Origin of the sequence: Pseudomonas sp. GM50 (assembly GCF_000282375.1) — a bacterium.
Taxonomy (GTDB): domain Bacteria; phylum Pseudomonadota; class Gammaproteobacteria; order Pseudomonadales; family Pseudomonadaceae; genus Aquipseudomonas.
This window is the reverse complement of record NZ_AKJK01000088.1, coordinates 1-18706: the sequence shown is the minus strand read 5'-3', so window position 1 is coordinate 18706 and position 18706 is coordinate 1. Positions and strand designations below refer to the sequence as shown.

Here is an 18706-nt window from a genome sequence, read left to right as displayed (position 1 = left end):
CCGCCGCCACTGGCGGGCACCTGGGTGTCGAACACCCGGCCAGCGGTGGCACCACCTTCGTCCTCAGTTTACCGTTGGTAAGCCCCACTCCCGCCGAGCCAATATGAACAACGACCTTAGTGTGCTGATCGTCGAAGACGACCCCCATGTCCTGCTCGGCTGCCAACAGGCGCTGACCCTGGAAGACATTCCCTGCGTGGGCGTCGGCAGCGCCGAAGAAGCGCTGGAGCGGGTCGGTGATAACTTCGCCGGCATCGTCATCAGCGACATCCGCCTGCCGGGCATCGATGGCCTGGAACTGTTGACCCGGCTCAAGGCCCGCGATCGCAGCCTGCCGGTGGTGCTGATTACCGGCCACGGCGACATCTCGATGGCCGTCGGCGCAATGCAAAAAGGCGCCTATGACTTCATGGAGAAACCCTTCTCCCCCGAACGTCTGGTGGACGTCGCCCGCCGGGCGCTGGAGCAACGCAGCCTGGCGCGGGAAGTGTCGTCGTTACGTAGACAACTGTTCGAGCGCGACTCCCTCGAAGGCCGGATCATCGGGCGCTCACCGGCCATGCAAAACCTGCGGGAACTGATCGCCAACGTCGCCGATACCTCGGCCAACGTGCTGATCGAAGGCGAGACCGGTACTGGTAAAGAGCTGGTCGCGCGCTGCCTGCACGACTTCAGCCGCCGGCACACCAAACAGTTCGTCGCGCTGAACTGCGGAGGCCTGCCGGAGAACCTGTTCGAAAGTGAAATCTTCGGCCACGAGGCCAACGCCTTCACCGGTGCCGGCAAGCGGCGGATCGGCAAGATCGAACACGCCGACGGCGGCACGCTGTTCCTGGATGAAGTGGAAAGCATGCCGCTGCCCTTGCAGATCAAACTGCTGCGGGTGTTGCAGGAACGCACCCTCGAACGCCTCGGCTCGAACCAGAGCGTGGCGGTGGATTGCCGGGTGATCGCCGCGACCAAGTCCGATCTGGATCAATCGAGCAAGGCCGGCGAGTTTCGCAGCGACCTGTATTACCGCCTGAACGTGGTAACCCTGGAACTGCCGCCGCTGCGCGAACGCCGCGAAGACATCCTGCAACTGTTCGAACACTTTTTGCAGCAGTCATCCCTGCGCTTCGACCGCGCGGTGCCGGAGCTGGACAACCAGACCCTGTCGAACCTGATGAGCCACGACTGGCCAGGCAATGTGCGCGAATTGCGCAACGTCGCTGAGCGTTTCGCATTGGGCCTGCCGGCCTTCAAAAAAACCGGCGCCAGCGGCAGCAACCAGGGCCTGGCCTTCGCCGAAGCGGTGGAAGCCTTCGAACGCAACCTGCTCAGCGACGCCTTGCAGCGCAGCGGCGGCAACCTGACCCAGGCCAGCCTGGAACTGGGGATGGCCAAGACCACGCTGTTCGACAAAGTGAAGAAATACGGGCTGAGCCACTGATGGACCTGATTTTCAAAGCGACCCTGGGCGCGGCGGTGGTGGTGATTCTCGCCATGCTGGCCAAGACCAAAAACTATTACATCGCAGGCCTGGTGCCGCTGTTCCCCACCTTTGCGCTGATCGCTCATTACATCGTCGGCAAGGGGCGTTCGCTGGATGATCTGAAAACCACCATCGTGTTTGGCATGTGGTCGATCATTCCGTACTTCGTCTACCTGGCAACCTTGTATGTGATGGTCGACCGGATGCGGCTGGAGGCTTCGTTGGCAGTGGCGGCGGTGGCGTGGTTGATGGCGGCAACGGTGCTGGTGACGGTGTGGGTACGCTTTCAATCCTGACCACAATCCCTGTAGGAGCCAGGCTTGCCGGCGAAGGCGTCCTTGAGAGCGCCTTCGCCGGCAAGCCTGGCTCCTACAGAAAAGCGGTTTACTCGCTTAACTGACTGGCATTGGGCTTACTGTCCGTAAACCTTCTGCAACTGCGATTGTGTCAACGCATCTTCAAACGGCACCGGCACTGACTTCACCGCCCCGTAGAGGTTGCGATAACGCCAATAGTTACCGTTATTGGCCAGTTGATAACCGCGCTCGACCACTCGCTGGCCATCAAGGACATAACGCAAGGTTTCCTGGGCTGCCGCTGGCGGTGCCGGCTGCATCAGGTCGGTGGCCAGAACGCGCATCGATTCGTCGATACACTCGTCGAGCGCGGCCGTGACCTTCGCCAAATCGAGGCCGCCGTCGTCGATGCATTGCTTGCCACAGCGCCGAATCGGCTGGCTGACGACTTCGATCCGCATGCGATACAGCGCCGAACCGGCAATGTCCTGGACCTGTACCTGATTGACCAGCACGAAACTGCCGCGATCAGGAGTAAGCATCAGTTTGGGTTCAATCACCAGGCGTGCGGTAACCTGCCCTTCTCCTTGCTTGAACCCGGCCACTTGCGAAGCTTGTTGATAACGCTTTTGCAGGCGCTCCTGCAACGGAACGCCTGCAAGCAAGTCGGCCATCGGTCGCGCCTCGTCGAGCGCGGTTTTTTCCGCATCGCGCTGCAAGCTGCCGCTGCCCATCTGGGTGTTGATCAGGCTCGCCACCAGCAAACCGGCAAGCCCGGCAGTGTTGCCCGAGCTCGCCACCAGATTATGACTCGACGACGCAGCCTTCAAGGCTGCCTGGGAGTCAATCACGGTGCTGGCACCGACAAAGGATTGCGGCAACTGCACATCGACCTTAAGCCCGTGGGCCTGGACGTAAGGCAAGGCACTCTGGTCCTTGAAACCGGCCTCGGGGGCCGGTTTTTGCGCACACCCCGTCAGCATCAACAGGGCCAGCGCACCCGCCACTATAGGCAGACGCTTCATTGCGCGAACGGGGTGATCATTTGCTGACGGCTATTGTCCACAGCCTGATAGAACGCGTTGGACAGGTTGGTATAGGTCGGCTCGTCCCACTCGCCCTGGGCGGCTTGCGTCACGACAAAGGGTTTGAACCACAGCAGTTTGTTGTCCGCCAGATCGATCACCATCCCCTGCCCGCCCACTTGCGCCATCGGCACGCTGGTCGGCACCACGCTGTAGTAGCTGCGGGTGGCACCGGTGGCATAGATATTCACCAATAGCAGACGATCGACACCATAGGTCGCCTTGACCGGCTTCAGGTCCCGGGTCATGTAGCCTTCGCGGAAGTCAGTTTGCTTGTAGACCGACAGGTCGACTGGCTCGTTGATCCGCTTCGCCTTGTAGCCCTTGGCCTGCAGCTTGGCGACGATGGCATCCGGCAAGGTGTTGAGGTCACGCACCTGCCATTTTTCGACGTTGCTACTGAGCTTGCTGTTAACGCCCTTGTTGATAGCGAATTGCAGCAGCCCCTGATTCCCGGTCAACGCCAGTACCGGCTCCGGCACCACGGTGATCGCCACGCCGATAGTCGGCTCTTTGGCATCCCAGAACTGGTGGTCCAGCGGTACTGGAGGTTGCACATGGGCACAGCCAGTGAGGGTCAGGCAGGCGAGCAACGTCAGCGCTGCCCAGGTGCGGAGAACGTGAAGATTCATGGATCAAGTCCCTATGATTATTAACGATGCTGCTTATGTCGGCAGCACCGGCAAAAACCGTAGTGGCACATTGATATATTTTTGGTGGGAGCTGCCGCAGATCGAGCCATTAGCCGTTGACCGTTCCGCCCTTGGCTTCACTCATGATCTGGCGAATCGCACCGACAAACGTCTCCACCGGCTGCCCGCCACTGACGGCGTACTGCCCGTTGAACACTACCGTCGGCACTGAGCTCACGCCGCGCGATAACCACAACTGTTCTTCCTCGCGAACCTCTTTGATGAATTCGTCGGACGCCAGGATCGCCTCGGCCCGCTGTCGATCCAGTCCCACGCTTTCGGCGATCTGCGCCAACTGTGCGTGATCGGACGGGTTGCCGCCCTCGGTGAAATACGCCTTGAACAGTGCGTCTTTCAGGTTGAACTGCAACCCTTCCAGCCCCGCCCAATGCAGCAAGCGGTGAGCATCGAACGTGTTGTAGATACGGCTGCTGCCGTCCGTGCGAAAGGCAAACCCGACCTCGGCGCCACGCGCGCGGATCATTTCGCGGTTCTTCTGCGATTGCTCAGGCGTGGAGCCGTACTTTTCGCTGATGTGTTCGGTGATGTTCTGGCCTTCGGGGCCCATCTTCGGGTTCAGTTCGAACGGCTGGAAACGGATCTCGGCCTGGACTTCGTCACCCAGCAAATCCAGGGCACGGGTCAGGCTATACAGACCGACAACGCACCAGGGGCAGGACACGTCGCTGACGAAATCGATTTTCAGGGGGGTACTCATCATTTACCTCGCAGGCTTGAATCGCGCCGGAAAGTTCGAACGATACACCCGAAGACTAAGCCCGTGTGGCAGCCGTTCCACTATTTCCCTTGTGGGAGCGAGCCTGCTCGCGAAGGCGTCATGTCAGTTGATATCTGCATAGGCTGATGCACCGCTTTCGCGAGCAGGCTCGCTCCCACAGGGGGATTTCGGGTGTTTTGGGGATGGTGTTTAGTTCTGTTTAGCGTTACTTCCTGAAAGCTACAGCGCCTTGCGCCATCGCCTACAACCACGTCAGAATCCGCCGGCTTGTGCGTCTGGAGGCCCGTCGGTAACTTGGTTCCTGTCACTGATTTCCAGTGATCGGGTTTAGTAGCCCGGATTACCCCTCAAGACGGTTGCACAAGCGTCATTTAGTCAGGTTTTCACCTGCACTTGATGGTGGCTGTGCGCATGGCACCCTCGGGTGCGCCGGGTTTGAGGGGTACTCCGGTCTACTAACTTGCGCACAGCTGCCCCCCTTCCGTTTAGTAGCGAGACGGGTTGTAGCTCTACTAAAAGGTGTATCCCTCAATGTTCAAAATCACTCCAAATCCACCGGAAACCGACGACGTTTCCCCCTACGAAACCCCGAGTTCCAAAAAGCTCAACGAAGCCGCCGACCGCGCCCTCGATTACTACCTCAAACCGGTCATTCCCAAAGACACCCCACGCAAACCCAGCACCCTTTACTTGATCGCCCCCGACGCCAATAACGAAACCCTGCTGGTCAACGCCTGCGAATCGCTGGCAGCGGCGAGCGTGATGTTGAGTGATTTCGCGGGGCAGCTGAACGGCCCGCAGCGCAACACCGTGCTCGGCATCCAGAACTCCGTCATGTTGGGTGAACTGGCGGTGAACCGGATGCTGGATAACTTCGTTCCAACGTAAAACCTGAACCTGTACCTAAAACCTGTGGGAGCGAGCCTGCTCGCGATAGCGGTCTGTCTGCTACATCAATACTGGCTGGTCCGCCATCGCGAGCAGGCTCGCTCCCACAATTGGATTGGGGGGTTACAGGAGATTGCGTTCGGCCACCGGATCGATCTGCGCCCAATGCGAGGTGTCTTCGCGATGGGCCTGTAAATACGGCAACACTGCCGCCAGTAACGGCGCTTTGAATGCCTCCTGGAAACGATGGGCCAACCCCGGGATCAGCTTCAACTGACTGCCGCGGATATGCGCCGCCAGGTGCACGCCGTGCATCACCGGCAACAACGGATCGGCGGTGCCGTGAACCACCAGCGTCGGCACCCGCAGTTGGTTGAGCAGCGCCACGCGGCTCCGTTCAGCGAGGATCGCCATGATCTGGCGCTTCACGCCCTCCGGGTTGAACGCCCGGTCATAGGATTGCGCCGCCTGCTGCAACAACGCCTGCCGGTCATCGCTCACCGCCGGGCTACCCAATGCCGCCAGCAAATCAGCCTGCTGCTCCAGCGCCACTTCGCGATTCGGCGCACCGCGTCGCGCGAGTAACTGCACCAACGCCGCATTCGGTGCCGGCAAACCTTCGGCGCCCGAGCTGGTCATCAGCAACGTCAGGCTCTCAACACGTTGTGGCGCCATGGCCGCCATATGTTGGGCGATCATCCCGCCCATGCTGGCGCCCAACACGTGGAATTGCTCGACGTGCAAGGCATCCATCAGCCCAAGCGCATCGTCCGCCATGTCGGTCAGGGTGTATGGCGCCGATACCGGCAAACCGAGTTTGTAACGCAGCACTTCAAAGGTCAGGTTGGCATCGGCAGGTGTTTGTCGCCAGGTCGACAGGCCAACATCGCGATTGTCATAGCGAATCACCCGAAAACCCTGCTGACACAGCGCAACCACCACCTCGTCCGGCCAGTGAATCAACTGCCCACCCAAGCCCATGACCAGCAACAACGCAGGGTCCGAGGCACGGCCAATGCTCTGGTAGGCCAGGCTCACCTGCGCCAGATCGACCCGCTCGGTCGGAACATTGACATCACATCGCGAAGCCGCCAGGGACGGCAGGCTGAACAATAAAGCGACCAGAAAAGTGGTCGCCGATAAAAATAAAGCACGCATGAAAAACACCGAAACGCAGAACTCCAGTAGAGCGCGAGTCTGATGAAGTTTGTTCAAGCGCGCTGCCACAGTTACGTGACAGTTTGATGAAGATTGCCGAGTGGTCGTTTCGTCGAATGCTCACAGTGCGGTTCGAATTGCCCTACCGCTTGTCGTAACTGTCAAAAGTGATAGTTACCGCGACACCCACCTATTCATTACATTGAGGCTCGCTATCCATCGAAGGAAAGCCAAGGGGTGACCTATGAGAAATTTAGTGTTTTTAATTCTTCTGGTTTTCCTGACGGGCTGCAGCAGCCCGGTGATTAACGTCAGCCACACGACCTCGGGCGCCAGCGTTGCCGCATCACTTCAAAAGCGTTACGACGAAACAATTGATAAATGCAATGGCTCCCCAAGCCAGCCGGCATTCCTTTGTTCCGGTGTGTTACTACGAGCGACTGACACCCCGAACGGCTTCCATGTCTGGGATCCCAGCCCTACGGCCATTGAACTGGGCGGCATGTCATTTTCCTTTTTCAGGGTCGACGCAAGTTTCCAACGCCTGCCTTGGGACCGAACCAATGGCTACATCCTGTACCCCGTATTGAGCCGTCCCGATGGCAGCCTGCAAACAATGGTGCTGTGTGTGTTCCCCATCGACGGCGCTACCTGGGGGAGGGACAAACCAGGCTGCGGGGCTTCCGTAACTTATCCCTTGAACAGCAAGCGATGCCAGACCATGGGGATCACCACCGCAGAACAGTGGGTCCGCCATACCTTCACGCCTGGGGTTGATTCGTTTCGCTACCAATGCAGCTTTGATGTGCGAGATGCGATGAACGAACTTGCCTCAGATTCTTTTTACCAAGTCATTCGCGCTATCGGACTGAAGCCTGTCGGACTTCCGACAATCAATGACTTCAGCGAAGTCATTATCCAGACGTGGTCCCCTGGCATCCCACGCCAACTTCCCATTGAGGCATTCTTCTATGTAGCGGGTGGCCTGGGGGTGGCTCAATACAACCAACGGGACTTTTATACCCAGACGACAAATAAAGTTGTTCCGATCATCAAATTGATCATGCCGACCTCTCCACAGAATAAAAATGCGCGGTTTGAGTTTCATCCCGAGGATCAGGCGATCCAGTGAAAAAAGGGCTGGGCCATCAGGCTGACCTTGAAGCTGCATTTTCCTCCGAGCCGATAGCACCCAGGGTGCCGACTGCGAGACCGACTGATTCACCCGCGCGGGTGCCGAAACAGTCTTGCTTGCACCCTCCGCAGGCAAGACGTCAGCCTATAACTATGTACCACCAACGCCTCCAGCAACTGACCTCTAATGGCCTGAACGCCCAGACAGCCTGGGCCTTTTTTGCCTCTGGAGACCAGTTGCCATGCCCGACGTCCCAAAACCCATACAGGCCGATTTCGGCCTCACCCACCCTCTTACGCCCAACCCGGATCAGAGCCTGCTTCTGACCGCCTCGCAGCGCTGGAGCGACTGTCGCCGACAGTGGCTCGAACTCATGGCGCAAAGCCCGGGGGCACGCACCTCGATCAGCCAATTGCTCAAGAAACACTGGGACCTTGACGGCCACCAGGTCGGTCTCGGTTTCTTCGCCACCGCCAACCGGCCAGAACACTTTGTCAGCCTGAGCCACGCCTGCGCCTTTGTGCTGCAACATCCTGCGGTCGAGACTTCACTCAACGCGCGTTGCGTGGTGATCGGGCTTGCACAGGAACACCGCCTCTACGGCAAGTCCCCCGCCGAACTGCTCGAACAGCTCAAAAGCCTGAACCCGGAGCGTCTGCTCAACCACGCCTGGGAGCGTTGGTGGAATGCCCGGGCGCCCGGCACGGCGATATCACGCAGAGCGCTGGCCTCCCGGTTGTATCGTCAGCACTTCGAAGCCTCCAGCCAGGTCGCCCATGCCCTGCGCACCTTGACGGCCGAACAGATGAAACCCTTGCTGGCGTTGATCGATGCACCCAGCGACAGCATGGCTGTCGATTCCCCTCGGGTGGTTGTCAGCCAAATGGCACTCCGCTTCACTGATGGCCGCCGTGTCGAGCTGCCCGGGGTTTTACTCATCAGTACCGAGCAACCGGCCGCGCAGTTGCTGTATTTGCCAGAGCAGCAGCCGGCCTGGAAACACTTCAAGCAGCGTCATGAAGTCGAAAACTGGCTGATCGCACACCCGCAAAACGCTGTCGGGATGTCCCGGCTCAATGACGTCAGCCTCGAATACACGCGGATCGAAACCACGCCGCTGGAGATGGCTGCCGAACAATTGATCGCTCGCGTATCGGTCGCCTGGATGAACAGTGTTCGTCAGGGCAACGGCAGTGATATCGCCGAGCACGGTGCCACCGCGCTGGACGCCGCCGACCGGCTGGATCGACAACATCGCCAGCAGGCGGTTTTTGCCGAGCCTGCAGAACGGCCGACAGACATCGGTAGCGAGGGGCAAAGCGGCGACAGTGTTCCGCAGTTCGGCTTGCTCAACCCCGATATTGCGCTGGACACCCGCCAGAGAGCCATGGCCCTGCATTGCGCAGCGCTGGAAACGCTGCTTGGCAAAAACTTCGAGGGCGATCTGAATGATCCACGCCTACAGAATCTGAAAAACCACCTCGACGCCCTGGCGGCAGCAGAACAGGCCAGCCACACCGCCGCGTCCACATTGCTGAACGCCCGCAACGCGCTGAAGATGCTGGAACTGCGTCATTCACCGAATCAACACTACACCGCGCTGTATCAGGCACGGCTGACGGGATTGCGCAGCGAGGCAGATATTCAGCTGACCCTGGACCAGATCAGCGCCGAAGAGCACCAGATGCTCAAGGTTGTACTGGATGCTCCCGTTCGAGCGGAGCGCAATGCCGAGGTTGCAGTCGCGCGGCTGACACTGTCGGCCACCGAAGGTGACGACGGCAACCCCCAAACCGAGGAACTGGAAGGCGCGCTGCTGATCACCCATCCATCCGTGCTACACGGCGCCGCCTCCCACACCCTGTTGCTGTATTGGCCTGGCCGGTTCGGTGGCTTGCAGCGTTTCGACTCTCGAAGAGCGCTGGAACAAGCGCTGTTCAAGCTGAGCGCCAACGACGACGTGTTGGCCTTGCACCTTAGCGAGCTGGCCGGTGACCCGTTCGAATACGCCCTGCAAAATCAGCTCTATCGCTGCGAACAGCAGGCTGCACAACTGATTGCCGACAACCCCGTGCCATCCCATGCCAGGCAGCGGACGGTGGCGCTGGAAAAACTGCGGGAACACACCCTCGCCCGCTTGACCGTGCCAATGCCCGCCGCCCGGGAATTGGCCTTCGCGCAATTTCTCGAACAAAACCACAGCAGTGCCCTGGCTCGAGCGCTGCCGCAGTGGCTCGGCACGCTGGCCGATGCTCGGCGCTTGCAGCTCAAACATCTGTTCAAAACCTACATTGCGGCGATGAAGCGTTCCCATGAATTGCTCGAAAGGGATCTGCCGCCACGGGATGATTTCAGCGAAAAACGCATCGACGCTCGCCTGCGCCAGGACTTTTCCCTCACGCAAGGCTTTGCGGTGACGATCGATCTGCCGGACTCGACGCAATGGCAGAAGGTCGTGATGGAAGGCGCCGCACCGGGAACGCCCCAAGAGAATGTGCTGATGGCCAGTGAATCCCGCAGCAAACTGTCCCTCGTCGAGCTGACGCAATCGAACATCGATCAGCCCCTGTGGTGGCGCCTGTCGTTCATGCAGGTCGACGTCACAGCGGATACCGAGACAGAACGCAAGGCGCTGAAAACCGGCATCACCCCGCCTTACCTGCGCAAACTGGTGACCGAGCTGGATCTGGCCGGACATTATGAGACACAGATCCGCCACGCTTTTCTTGGCGCTCCCGGCGCCTCGGTCTTCAACCTTGAGTATCGCCGTGAAAGCCTGACCGAGCCCTGGCGCTTGATGCTGAAACTGCAAGGTGAGTTTGCTTTGTTGCAACGGCAGATCGATGCCCACGGACGGCAAGTGCTGGATATCGCCATTGACGCCAATACCCGGGAAGCCTTTGCGGCTGAGGGCAAGCGTATCGTGCTGCTGCCGGCCCATCTGACTGTGGGCGGTGAGGATACCCCGCATCAAGGTCCGAGCACGTTGTCCGGTGTCACCTTCATCGAGGAACAGCTCAGCGGCCTGACACTGCTCTATCTACCGGACAGCCCGGACGGGATCTACCTGCGCCAGTACGACACCCTTGAGCAGGCGCGCCAAAGCCTGTTCAACCTGTGCCTGCAGACCGGCATGGTCAACTATCTGGCCGGGCGTGCCTTGCAGGGCGACTTCGCCTTTCATGTCAGTCGGATCAATCAGGCCTTGCTGCGAAACTTCAATGCACTGATCGGCGTTGGCCTGGCGTGGCCGGCCAGCACGTCCCTGGCGGCGCACCTGCTCAATGTGCATATGGGGCGTCTCCTGGAAGCCCATCGAAGTACCTCCCGCTCCAATGACGCGTTTTACCTGGAGCGTTGTGCACTGCAGTCCGGCGCGATGTTCAATTACCTGAAAATGGCCTTGGGCATGGTGCCTTTCGTGGGTACGGCGGTCGCGCTGTATGACGCCTGGGGCAGCGCCAACCTGGCGGTCGCCGCTTTCCTGCGTGGCGACGTCGGTCATGGTCTGGCAGACCTTGAATCGGTGTTGCTGTCATTGATCGACGCGGCCATGGATCTTCTCCCTGGCGCCGCTGTGGCGCCCGGCGCGGTCCGTACCGTCACCCGCCATCGCCAGTTGCGAGCGCTGGCCCGAAAAGCCGGGGCCATGCAAGTGACCTCGCGGCAACAGGCCCGCAGGGTCCACGACTACTTCAAAGGCTACGAGTACGAACACGAGATCTCGCTGGCGGGCCTGCAACCGGCTACACACGGTGTCTATCGCAATGTCTACCGGCATGCCGACGGCGACTTCATGATCAGCCATGGGCGCATCTACCGGATCGAGTTGAGCGATGCTCCTCGTGGCTGGCGTTTGTACGGTACTTGGGCCCGATCTTACAAACAGCCCATCGCCCTCGATGAAGCCGGCAACTGGAACACCCACTACGCCGTGTACGGAACCCTGATGGAGGGCGGTGGCGTGGGCGGCGGTGCGGCACTCGGGCATCTGGCCGACGGCATGGATCCGCTCTGGCCAGCCGCTATCAGGCGTTGGTTGCCCCGCTGGTGGACTGATCGCAACTTGCGTCGCCAACTGACCCTGACCAATACCGCAGACGCCTATACCCTGCGGCTCGATACTCAGACCCGTAGCACCAACGTTGCCATGGAACGCTACTACGCCAGCACACCGAGCCAGCGTCAGGCCTTGCGATCGCCCCTGGAAAACGCCTGCCTGACTGACATCGATATCGCCCAAAACTGCTACCAGAACCTGGCTGACCTGCTGCCCCTGAGCCATGGCAGAAAACGCACCCAGATCGAGGAATTGAAAAGCTGCAGTGCCTGGGTGGTGGTCGATCGGACGGTACACCGGATACAGTTCGGCAAAGAACGCCTGCTGGAACACCTCGACCGGATCGAAGAACTCCTCATCCGCTCAGACACCACCCCCGTCAGCGACACCCGCGCCCACTTGCGCCTGATGGGACAACGCAAGAACGTGCGAAAAGCCTTCATCCAGGAGTTGGATCAGGCGCACACCGCGGTGGAACAGGTCAATCTCTGGAACCGCCGAATCACCAACAGGGATCATAAAGCCAGGATGGCCGCTGACGTGGCAACAGTGAACAACACGTTAAGCGAGACCAATTACCGTTACCTGAAAGCTGCCCACCTTCTGGAAATCATCAGCCGCGTCGATGCCATCGATGACACCACCTGGGTCTATTTCCACATGCAACTGAAACAGGCCCGCACCCAGGTCGGGCGTGCTCTCTTCACCCAGCACAATCTGTCGCAAGTACGCGCCAGCCTGACCCAGCGCAACCGGGTGTTCGAAGACTGCCTGGCAACTTACACCGAGTTCCGCCGCAACCTGAAGGCGTGGACACTGGGTTACCCGCAACATCTGGATCTGGAGCAGATCGCGCCATTCCTGGACAACCTGGCGAAGGTCGAAGAGTACGCGCGAAACGCACTTCGCAATCGAGCCTCGATCACGCCAACGGAGGGCACAACCGGCAAGAAGCTCTTTGAAACCGAAGACAATCGACTGCTCGTCGGCGTCGAGCACACGGACGCCGCCACTCGGCAAAAGCGCTTCACTATTGAAGGCATCGACGGTCACACGGAAACCTGGTTACCGCGCTCCAGCGGCAAATACCATCTCAGCGAACCCACCGCGCCGTCACAGCCGCCTCTCACCTCGGATGTTCAGCCGTTGCTGGCCGAATCCAGAAAAAGACTCGCGGCGGTGCCCACCTATAAAAGCAAAGTCGACGGTTATGCCCAGCAAGACATGCTGCCAGTGGATCTGGAGCACATGATGAGTTTCGAGGCCGGGGAATTATCGATGCGCGCCCAAGCCATCGAACGCCTCTCGCCCCATGATCCGCTGGTACGGCAATTGTCCGATCAGGCTCGAGACCTTGCGCGTGCCGGACGCACCCTGCGCATCGAACAGTCCATGAACAGCAAAACCCCCACCGAGGGTTATCTGGACTACCTGCTGGAGCAACGAGTGGTGGACATTCGCAAGGAAGGCGCATTACGGGATATAGGCAAGCGCCCGGACGGTCGACGGGATTTTCTACAGGAATATGAGGTACGCGATCTGACGAGCGAGCCGGCGCCAACCTTGTGGTATGCGCACTTTCACTACACCTCGGCAAAGCCTGCGTTCAATGACTTCGTCAAAGGTCACCTGAAATTGCCTGAACAACGCAACCTGGGCCTGCAATGGCAACAGGCTCAAGCCCACAGCGGCGCTCAGGTGGAGTCGATCTGGCGGGGCGACATCGGCAAACCGCTGGCGCTCAAACACTTTCCACAGCTATGAAGAACGACAACGGAGCGCCCCAAGCGCTCCGTTGTCAGTCAATAACCGCTTGATGTCAGGCCAGTTGACTGCGCAGCAGACGTGCCGCCGCGACCATGTTCACCAACGCGGCTTCCGTTTCCGGCCAGGCCCGGGTTTTCAACCCGCAATCGGGATTGACCCACAGCCGCTCGGCCGGAATGCGCTTCACGGCTTTGCTCATCAACTTCACCATCTCGGCCGTGTCCGGCACCCGTGGCGAGTGGATGTCATAGACACCCGGGCCGATGTCGTTCGGGTAGTCGAACGCTTCGAAGGCTTCCAGCAACTCCATGTCCGAGCGCGAGGTTTCGATGGTGATCACGTCGGCGTCCATGGCGGCGATGGACTGGATCACGTCATTGAATTCGCTGTAGCACATGTGGGTGTGGATCTGGGTTTCGTCGCGCACGCCCGATGCGCTCAGGCGGAAGGCTTCCACCGCCCAGTCGAGGTATTCCTGCCATTGCGCCCGACGCAGTGGCAGCCCTTCACGGAACGCGGCTTCGTCGATCTGGACGATTTTGATGCCGGCGTTTTCCAGATCCACCACTTCATCGCGCAAGGCCAGGGCCAGTTGCTGCGCCTGAATTTTGCGCGAGACGTCTTCGCGCGGGAACGACCACATCAGCATGGTCACGGGACCGGTGAGCATGCCTTTCATGACCTTGTCGGTCAGGCTCTGGGCGTAGGTGATCCAGTCGACGGTCATCGGTTTCGGACGGCTCAGGTCACCGTAGATGATCGCCGGTTTGACGCAGCGCGAACCGTAGCTCTGGACCCAGCCGAACCGGGTGAACACGTAGCCGTCCAGTTGCTCGGCGAAGTACTCGACCATGTCGTTGCGCTCGGCTTCACCGTGCACCAGCACGTCCAGGCCCAGGCGTTCCTGGATTTGCACGGCGTGGCGGATTTCGCTGTGCATGGCGTCGGTGTAATCGTTGGCCGACAGCTTGCCTTGCTTGAAGGCCTGGCGCGCCAGACGGATCGATGCGGTCTGTGGGAACGAGCCGATGGTGGTGGTCGGGAACGTCGGCAGTTTCAGCCGTGCCTGTTGTTGTGCGATGCGTTTGGTAAACGGTGAGAGGCGTTGGCTGTCCGCTGCGCCGATGGCATTGATTCGGGCCTGAACATCCGCTTTGTGGATACGCGGAGACTGAGCGCGACTGGCCGCAATGGCGCGGCTTTCGGCCAGGGCGGCTTGCACCTTCGGCGCTTGCGGGTCGTTGAGGGCATCACGCAGCACGGCGATTTCACCGCACTTCTGTACGGCAAACGCCAGCCAGCTTTTCAGTTCAGGGTCGAGTTTGTCTTCACGGTCCAGGTCCACCGGGCTGTGCAGCAGCGAGCAGGAACTGCTGACCCACAAGTTATCGCCAAAGCGTTCCTGGGCTGGCTGCAGTTGCGCCAGCACTTGCTCCAGTTCGCAGCGCCAGACGTTGCGACCGTTAACCAGACCCACCGAGAGAATTTTGTAAGTCGGCAGACGATCCAGCACTTGGCCAAGTTGCTCCGGCGCGCGCACCGCGTCGATGTGCAGGCCTTGCACAGGCAGGCTGACAGCCAGGCCGAGGTTGTCTTCCAGACCACTGAAGTAAGTCGCCACGAGTTTTTTCAGCGGCGAGTATTGGAGGATGTGATAGGCGCGTTCGAAGGCATTTTTCCAGGCCTGTGGCAGGTCGAGGGTCAGGATCGGTTCGTCGATCTGCACCCACTCCACGCCTTGGGCAGCGAGGCGACCGAGAATTTCGCCGTAGATCGGCAACAGGCGCTCCAGCAGGTCGAGTTTGTCGAAGCCATCACCCTTCGCCTTACCCAGCCACAGGTAAGTCAACGGGCCGATGATCACCGGTTTGACGTTATGACCCAGGGCCTTGGCTTCGTCGACTTCGTCGAACAGCTGTTCCCAGCTCAGTTTGAATTGTTGATCAGCGGTGAATTCCGGGACCAGATAGTGGTAGTTGGTGTCGAACCACTTGGTCAGCTCCTGAGCATATTGCGCCTTGCCATGTTCGCCGCCGCAGCAGGCTGCGGTAGCGCCACGGGCCATGGCGAACAGAGTGTCGAGTGTCGGCAGGCCGCGGGAATCCTTGGCACTGTCGAAACGTTCGGGGATGACACCGAAGGTCAGGGAGTGAGTCAGTACCTGGTCGTACCAGGCGAAGTCGCCCACGGGCAGCAGGTCGATGCCGGCGTCTTTCTGCAGTTGCCAGTGGGTAGCGCGCAATTGGCGGCCGACGCTTTTCAACGCGTCTTGGTGAAGATCGCCCTTCCAGTAGGATTCGAGGGCTTTTTTCAATTCGCGGTCGGCGCCGATGCGCGGAAAACCAAGTGTGTGGGCCTTAGCCATGGTGAAATTTCTCTCTATAAAAGATGCTGTAAAACATGGTGCTATTGTCGACAGCTCACCCAACATGAGACAAACTCAACCTTTTCGTGTTGATCACAAGTTTTCCTCATGGAGCCCCCGGTGCTTGAAATCCGTCACCTGAAAACCCTGCACGCCCTGCGCGAAGCCGACAGCCTGGTGGATGCGGCCGACCGCTTGCACCTGACCCAGTCGGCGCTGTCCCACCAGTTCAAGGAGCTGGAAGAGCGCATGGGCATGCCGCTGTTCGTGCGCAAGACCAAACCGGTGCGCTTCACCAGCGCCGGCTTGCGCCTGCTGCAACTGGCCGACGCCACCCTGCCGTTGCTGCGCGGCGCCGAACGTGACATTGCGCGATTGGCCGGTGGCACTGCGGGACGTTTGCACATGGCGATCGAGTGCCACAGTTGCTTTCAGTGGCTGATGCCGACCATCGACCAGTTCCGTGATGCCTGGCCGGAAGTCGAGCTGGACCTGGCCTCGGGCTTCTCCTTCGCCCCGCTGCCGGCGCTGGCCCGAGGCGATCTGGACCTGGTGGTGACCTCCGACCCGCTGGAACTGGTCGGGATCACTTACGTGCCGTTGTTCACCTACGAAGCCATGCTTGCGGTGGCCAACCAACACCGCCTGGCGAGCAAGCCGTACATCGTGCCCGAAGATCTGCTGACGGAAACCTTGATCACCTACCCGGTGGAGCGTGATCGGCTGGACATCTTCACCCGCTTCCTCGAACCGGCCGACATCGAACCGGCCCAGGTCCGCACCTCGGAACTGACGGTGATGATGATGCAACTGGTGGCCAGCGGTCGTGGCGTCTGCGGCATGCCTCATTGGGCGCTGCATGAATACAGTTCACGGGGTTATGTGAAGGCCAAGCGACTGGGCGAGAAAGGCTTGTTCGCGACGCTGTATGCCGGGATTCGCGCCGACATGCTGGATGCACCGTACATGCGAGATTTTTTGCTGACGGCCAAGGACACGTCGTTTTCGACGCTGGATGGCGTCAGCGCTGTCCGCTAATGTCCTGTCGCCCGAAATGGCTGGGGCAATGATGATCAAATGTGGGAGCGGGGTGGTTTCAGATCTCATGGCACAGGCTTGGCGCCCCCGATGCTGGCGAAGAACCTGTGGCGAGGGGGCTTGCCCCCGTTCGGCTGCGCAGCAGTCGTAAAAACGGTGAATACGGTTTATCAGATACAACCGGGTTGATTGGTTTTGGGGTCGCTTCGCAACCCAACGGGGGCAAGCCCCCTCGCCACAACAGCCCTTATGCCAAAGTCTCAGAGGTGATCTCTCGCCACATATGGATCTTGTCGAAGTAGTCCTCGCCCACCCGCACCGCCAGCGGCTCCAGACCGAACTGCACGAAGCCGCAGCGCTGATACAGCCTGAATGCCGACTCATTGCCGGCGGTGACGGTCAACTGGATCAGCCTCAGGCCCTGATGGGTCTGTGCTTCAGCCAATGCTGCCTGAACCAGTTGATAGCCGAGCCCGCGCTGCCGAACCTCACCCGAAACGTACATGCCGAACAGCGTCGCCTTGTGCCGGGCCTTTTCCCGAGACTCGAAGGCCAGGCCGACGATGCCCGCCAGTTCACCCTTCTCGAACGCCCCGAACACGACGTCCAACTTGCTGGTCAGGCGTGATTCCCACCAACTCAGCGGCATCACGGCGCGCTCGCGCACGCTGGATGTGAACGCCTGGGGATGCGAATCATAGGCTTCAAGCATCAATGCCCGGTAATCCAGGGCATGGCTGGCATCAAGCCGTTGAATCCACATCTTCAGGCCGCTCGCCGCTGCTCAAGCATCAAGCGCACCGCCAACCCGGACAGCACGAAGCCCATGAAGTAACGCTGCATCGCCAGCCAGTTCGGGTTGTTGACGAACCAGGAAGCGATGCCCGCGGCAAACAGCGCAATCAACAGGTTGACGCTGAAGCTCACGCTGATCTGGGTCAGGCCGAGGATGATGCTCTGGGTGAACACCGAACCGTGCTCAGGGGTAATGAACTGCGGAAACACCGACAGGTAAAACACCGCGATCTTCGGGTTCAGAGCGCTGGTGAGAAAGCCCATGGTGATCAACTTGCGCGACGAGTCCGCCGGCAACTGCTGCGCCTCGAACGGCGAACGCGCTCCGGGCTTGACCGCCTGCCACGCCAGCCACAGCAAGTACAGCGCGCCGGCCCATTTCAATACTTCGTAGGCCATCGGCACTGCCACGAACACCGCGGTCAAACCTGCGGCGGCCGCGAACAGGTGCACTAAAAATCCCGCGACCACGCCGAGCAGCGAAGTCACTCCGGCCTTGCGCCCCTGGCAGATTGAACGAGAGATCAGGTAGATCATGTTGGGCCCGGGCGTGAGCACCATCAGCAACGCCGCGGCGGCGAAAATCAACAAATCTTGAAGCGGGATCATGGGCATCCTCCGTCCTTGGACGATCAGGCAGTTTCGATCAGTGAGGCTCGATAAAACGGCAAGATCAGGTCCCGTGTCAATGGCGCCAGCGTGACATCGCCGTCGGTGGCCGGATCGATCCAGCGCACTTCTTCAATCTCTGCCGCTGGGGAAACGCACGAATCGATGGTCAGCTGAAAGAGTTCGGCCTGTACGACATAACCCGGCTCATTGGCGGCCGGTGCCGAAAACTGCCCCAGGTAGGCGGCATGCGCCGGATCGATAACCAGCCCCAGTTCCTCTTCCAGCTCACGAGCGAGGGCATGGACCGGCTTTTCATGGGCCTCGATCTTGCCCCCTGGCTGCATGAACGCCTGGGTACCGCGCTTGCGAACCAGCAGTGTGCGACCGTCAGGGCCGATCAGCAGGGCGGCGGCAATGCGGATGAGGCGAGGCGAAGTGGCGGATGAAAGCGTCATGGATCGTCATTGGCCTTGGGTAAAAGACGCAAGGATCACATGCATGCCGGTTCTGTGGCGAGGGGGCTTGCCCCCGTTTGAGTGCGTAGCACTCACAATATCTTTGGTGTATCAGAGATTTTGGGGCTGCTTCGCAGCCCAACGGGG

General features: G+C 60.0%; 15 protein-coding genes. 7 read left to right on the top strand and 8 right to left on the bottom strand.

Translation table 11 applies throughout. The features are described from left to right. The 3 genes from PMI30_RS31435 to PMI30_RS08335 form a co-directional block, all read left to right on the top strand. A partial coding sequence (locus PMI30_RS31435; RefSeq protein ID WP_008012243.1) for a HAMP domain-containing histidine kinase occupies positions 1-107 on the top strand: 107 nt, incomplete at its 5' end. Next, entirely contained in the window at positions 104-1432 is a 1329-nt protein-coding gene (locus PMI30_RS08330; protein WP_007898530.1) for a sigma-54-dependent transcriptional regulator, read from the top strand. The genes PMI30_RS31435 and PMI30_RS08330, both read left to right, overlap by 4 nt. Positions 1433-1440: 8 nt before the next feature. Next, entirely contained in the window at positions 1441-1770 is a 330-nt protein-coding gene (locus tag PMI30_RS08335) for a GlpM family protein (RefSeq protein WP_177318853.1), read from the top strand. Between the two features lie 116 nt (positions 1771-1886). Here PMI30_RS08335 and PMI30_RS08340 read toward each other — a convergent pair whose 3' ends face one another. The 3 genes from PMI30_RS08340 to PMI30_RS08350 all read right to left on the bottom strand — a co-directional run bounded on the left by PMI30_RS08340 (position 1887) and on the right by PMI30_RS08350 (position 4265). After that, positions 1887-2795, bottom strand: coding sequence for a hypothetical protein (locus tag PMI30_RS08340; RefSeq protein WP_008012238.1), 909 nt, complete (start codon positions 2793-2795; stop codon positions 1887-1889). Next, complete coding sequence (locus PMI30_RS08345; RefSeq protein ID WP_008012236.1) at positions 2792-3487, bottom strand: hypothetical protein; 696 nt, start codon at positions 3485-3487, stop codon at positions 2792-2794. The genes PMI30_RS08340 and PMI30_RS08345 overlap by 4 nt, the downstream gene beginning before the upstream one ends. Before the next feature lie 109 nt (positions 3488-3596). Further along, the gene (locus tag PMI30_RS08350) at positions 3597-4265 is read right to left on the bottom strand and encodes a DsbA family oxidoreductase (RefSeq protein WP_008012235.1); all 669 of its coding nucleotides are present in this window, start codon (positions 4263-4265) and stop codon (positions 3597-3599) included. Between the two features lie 552 nt (positions 4266-4817). Between PMI30_RS08350 and PMI30_RS08355 the strand changes: the two genes are divergently transcribed. Next, positions 4818-5174 carry a DUF6124 family protein gene (locus PMI30_RS08355; protein ID WP_007898541.1) on the top strand — a complete coding sequence of 119 codons (357 nt, stop codon included), beginning with the start codon at positions 4818-4820 and terminating at the stop codon, positions 5172-5174. Positions 5175-5297: 123 nt separating this feature from the next. Here the strand turns inward: PMI30_RS08355 and PMI30_RS08360 are convergent, their stop codons facing one another. Next, a complete protein-coding gene (locus PMI30_RS08360) occupies positions 5298-6332 on the bottom strand; it encodes an alpha/beta fold hydrolase (RefSeq protein WP_008012233.1) in 1035 nt (344 codons plus the stop codon). A 244-nt stretch (positions 6333-6576) separates the two neighbouring features. Here PMI30_RS08360 and PMI30_RS08365 point away from each other — a divergent pair, with 244 nt between their 5' ends. Continuing rightward, positions 6577-7464 carry a hypothetical protein gene (locus PMI30_RS08365; RefSeq protein WP_008012232.1) on the top strand — a complete coding sequence of 296 codons (888 nt, stop codon included), beginning with the start codon at positions 6577-6579 and terminating at the stop codon, positions 7462-7464. A gap of 244 nt (positions 7465-7708) precedes the next feature. Then, entirely contained in the window at positions 7709-13291 is a 5583-nt protein-coding gene (locus tag PMI30_RS08370; protein WP_008012229.1) for a dermonecrotic toxin domain-containing protein, read from the top strand. A gap of 55 nt (positions 13292-13346) precedes the next feature. Here the strand turns inward: PMI30_RS08370 and metE are convergent, their stop codons facing one another. Further along, complete coding sequence (metE, locus tag PMI30_RS08375; RefSeq protein ID WP_008012227.1) at positions 13347-15659, bottom strand: 5-methyltetrahydropteroyltriglutamate--homocysteine S-methyltransferase; 2313 nt, start codon at positions 15657-15659, stop codon at positions 13347-13349. Positions 15660-15779: 120 nt separating this feature from the next. Between metE and metR the strand changes: the two genes are divergently transcribed. Further along, a complete protein-coding gene (gene metR / locus PMI30_RS08380) occupies positions 15780-16697 on the top strand; it encodes a transcriptional regulator MetR (protein ID WP_007898547.1) in 918 nt (305 codons plus the stop codon). Between the two features lie 247 nt (positions 16698-16944). Here the strand turns inward: metR and PMI30_RS08385 are convergent, their stop codons facing one another. The 3 genes from PMI30_RS08385 to PMI30_RS08395 are packed head-to-tail and all read right to left on the bottom strand — an operon-like array spanning position 16945 to position 18559. Next, positions 16945-17460, bottom strand: a complete 516-nt coding sequence (locus tag PMI30_RS08385; RefSeq protein ID WP_008012225.1) for a GNAT family N-acetyltransferase — start codon at positions 17458-17460, stop codon at positions 16945-16947. Between the two features lie 2 nt (positions 17461-17462). Continuing rightward, positions 17463-18101, bottom strand: a complete 639-nt coding sequence (locus PMI30_RS08390) for a LysE family translocator (RefSeq protein ID WP_008012224.1) — start codon at positions 18099-18101, stop codon at positions 17463-17465. A 23-nt stretch (positions 18102-18124) separates the two neighbouring features. Then, the gene (locus tag PMI30_RS08395; RefSeq protein ID WP_008012222.1) at positions 18125-18559 is read right to left on the bottom strand and encodes an NUDIX hydrolase; all 435 of its coding nucleotides are present in this window, start codon (positions 18557-18559) and stop codon (positions 18125-18127) included. Between the last annotated feature and the right edge of the window lie 147 nt (positions 18560-18706).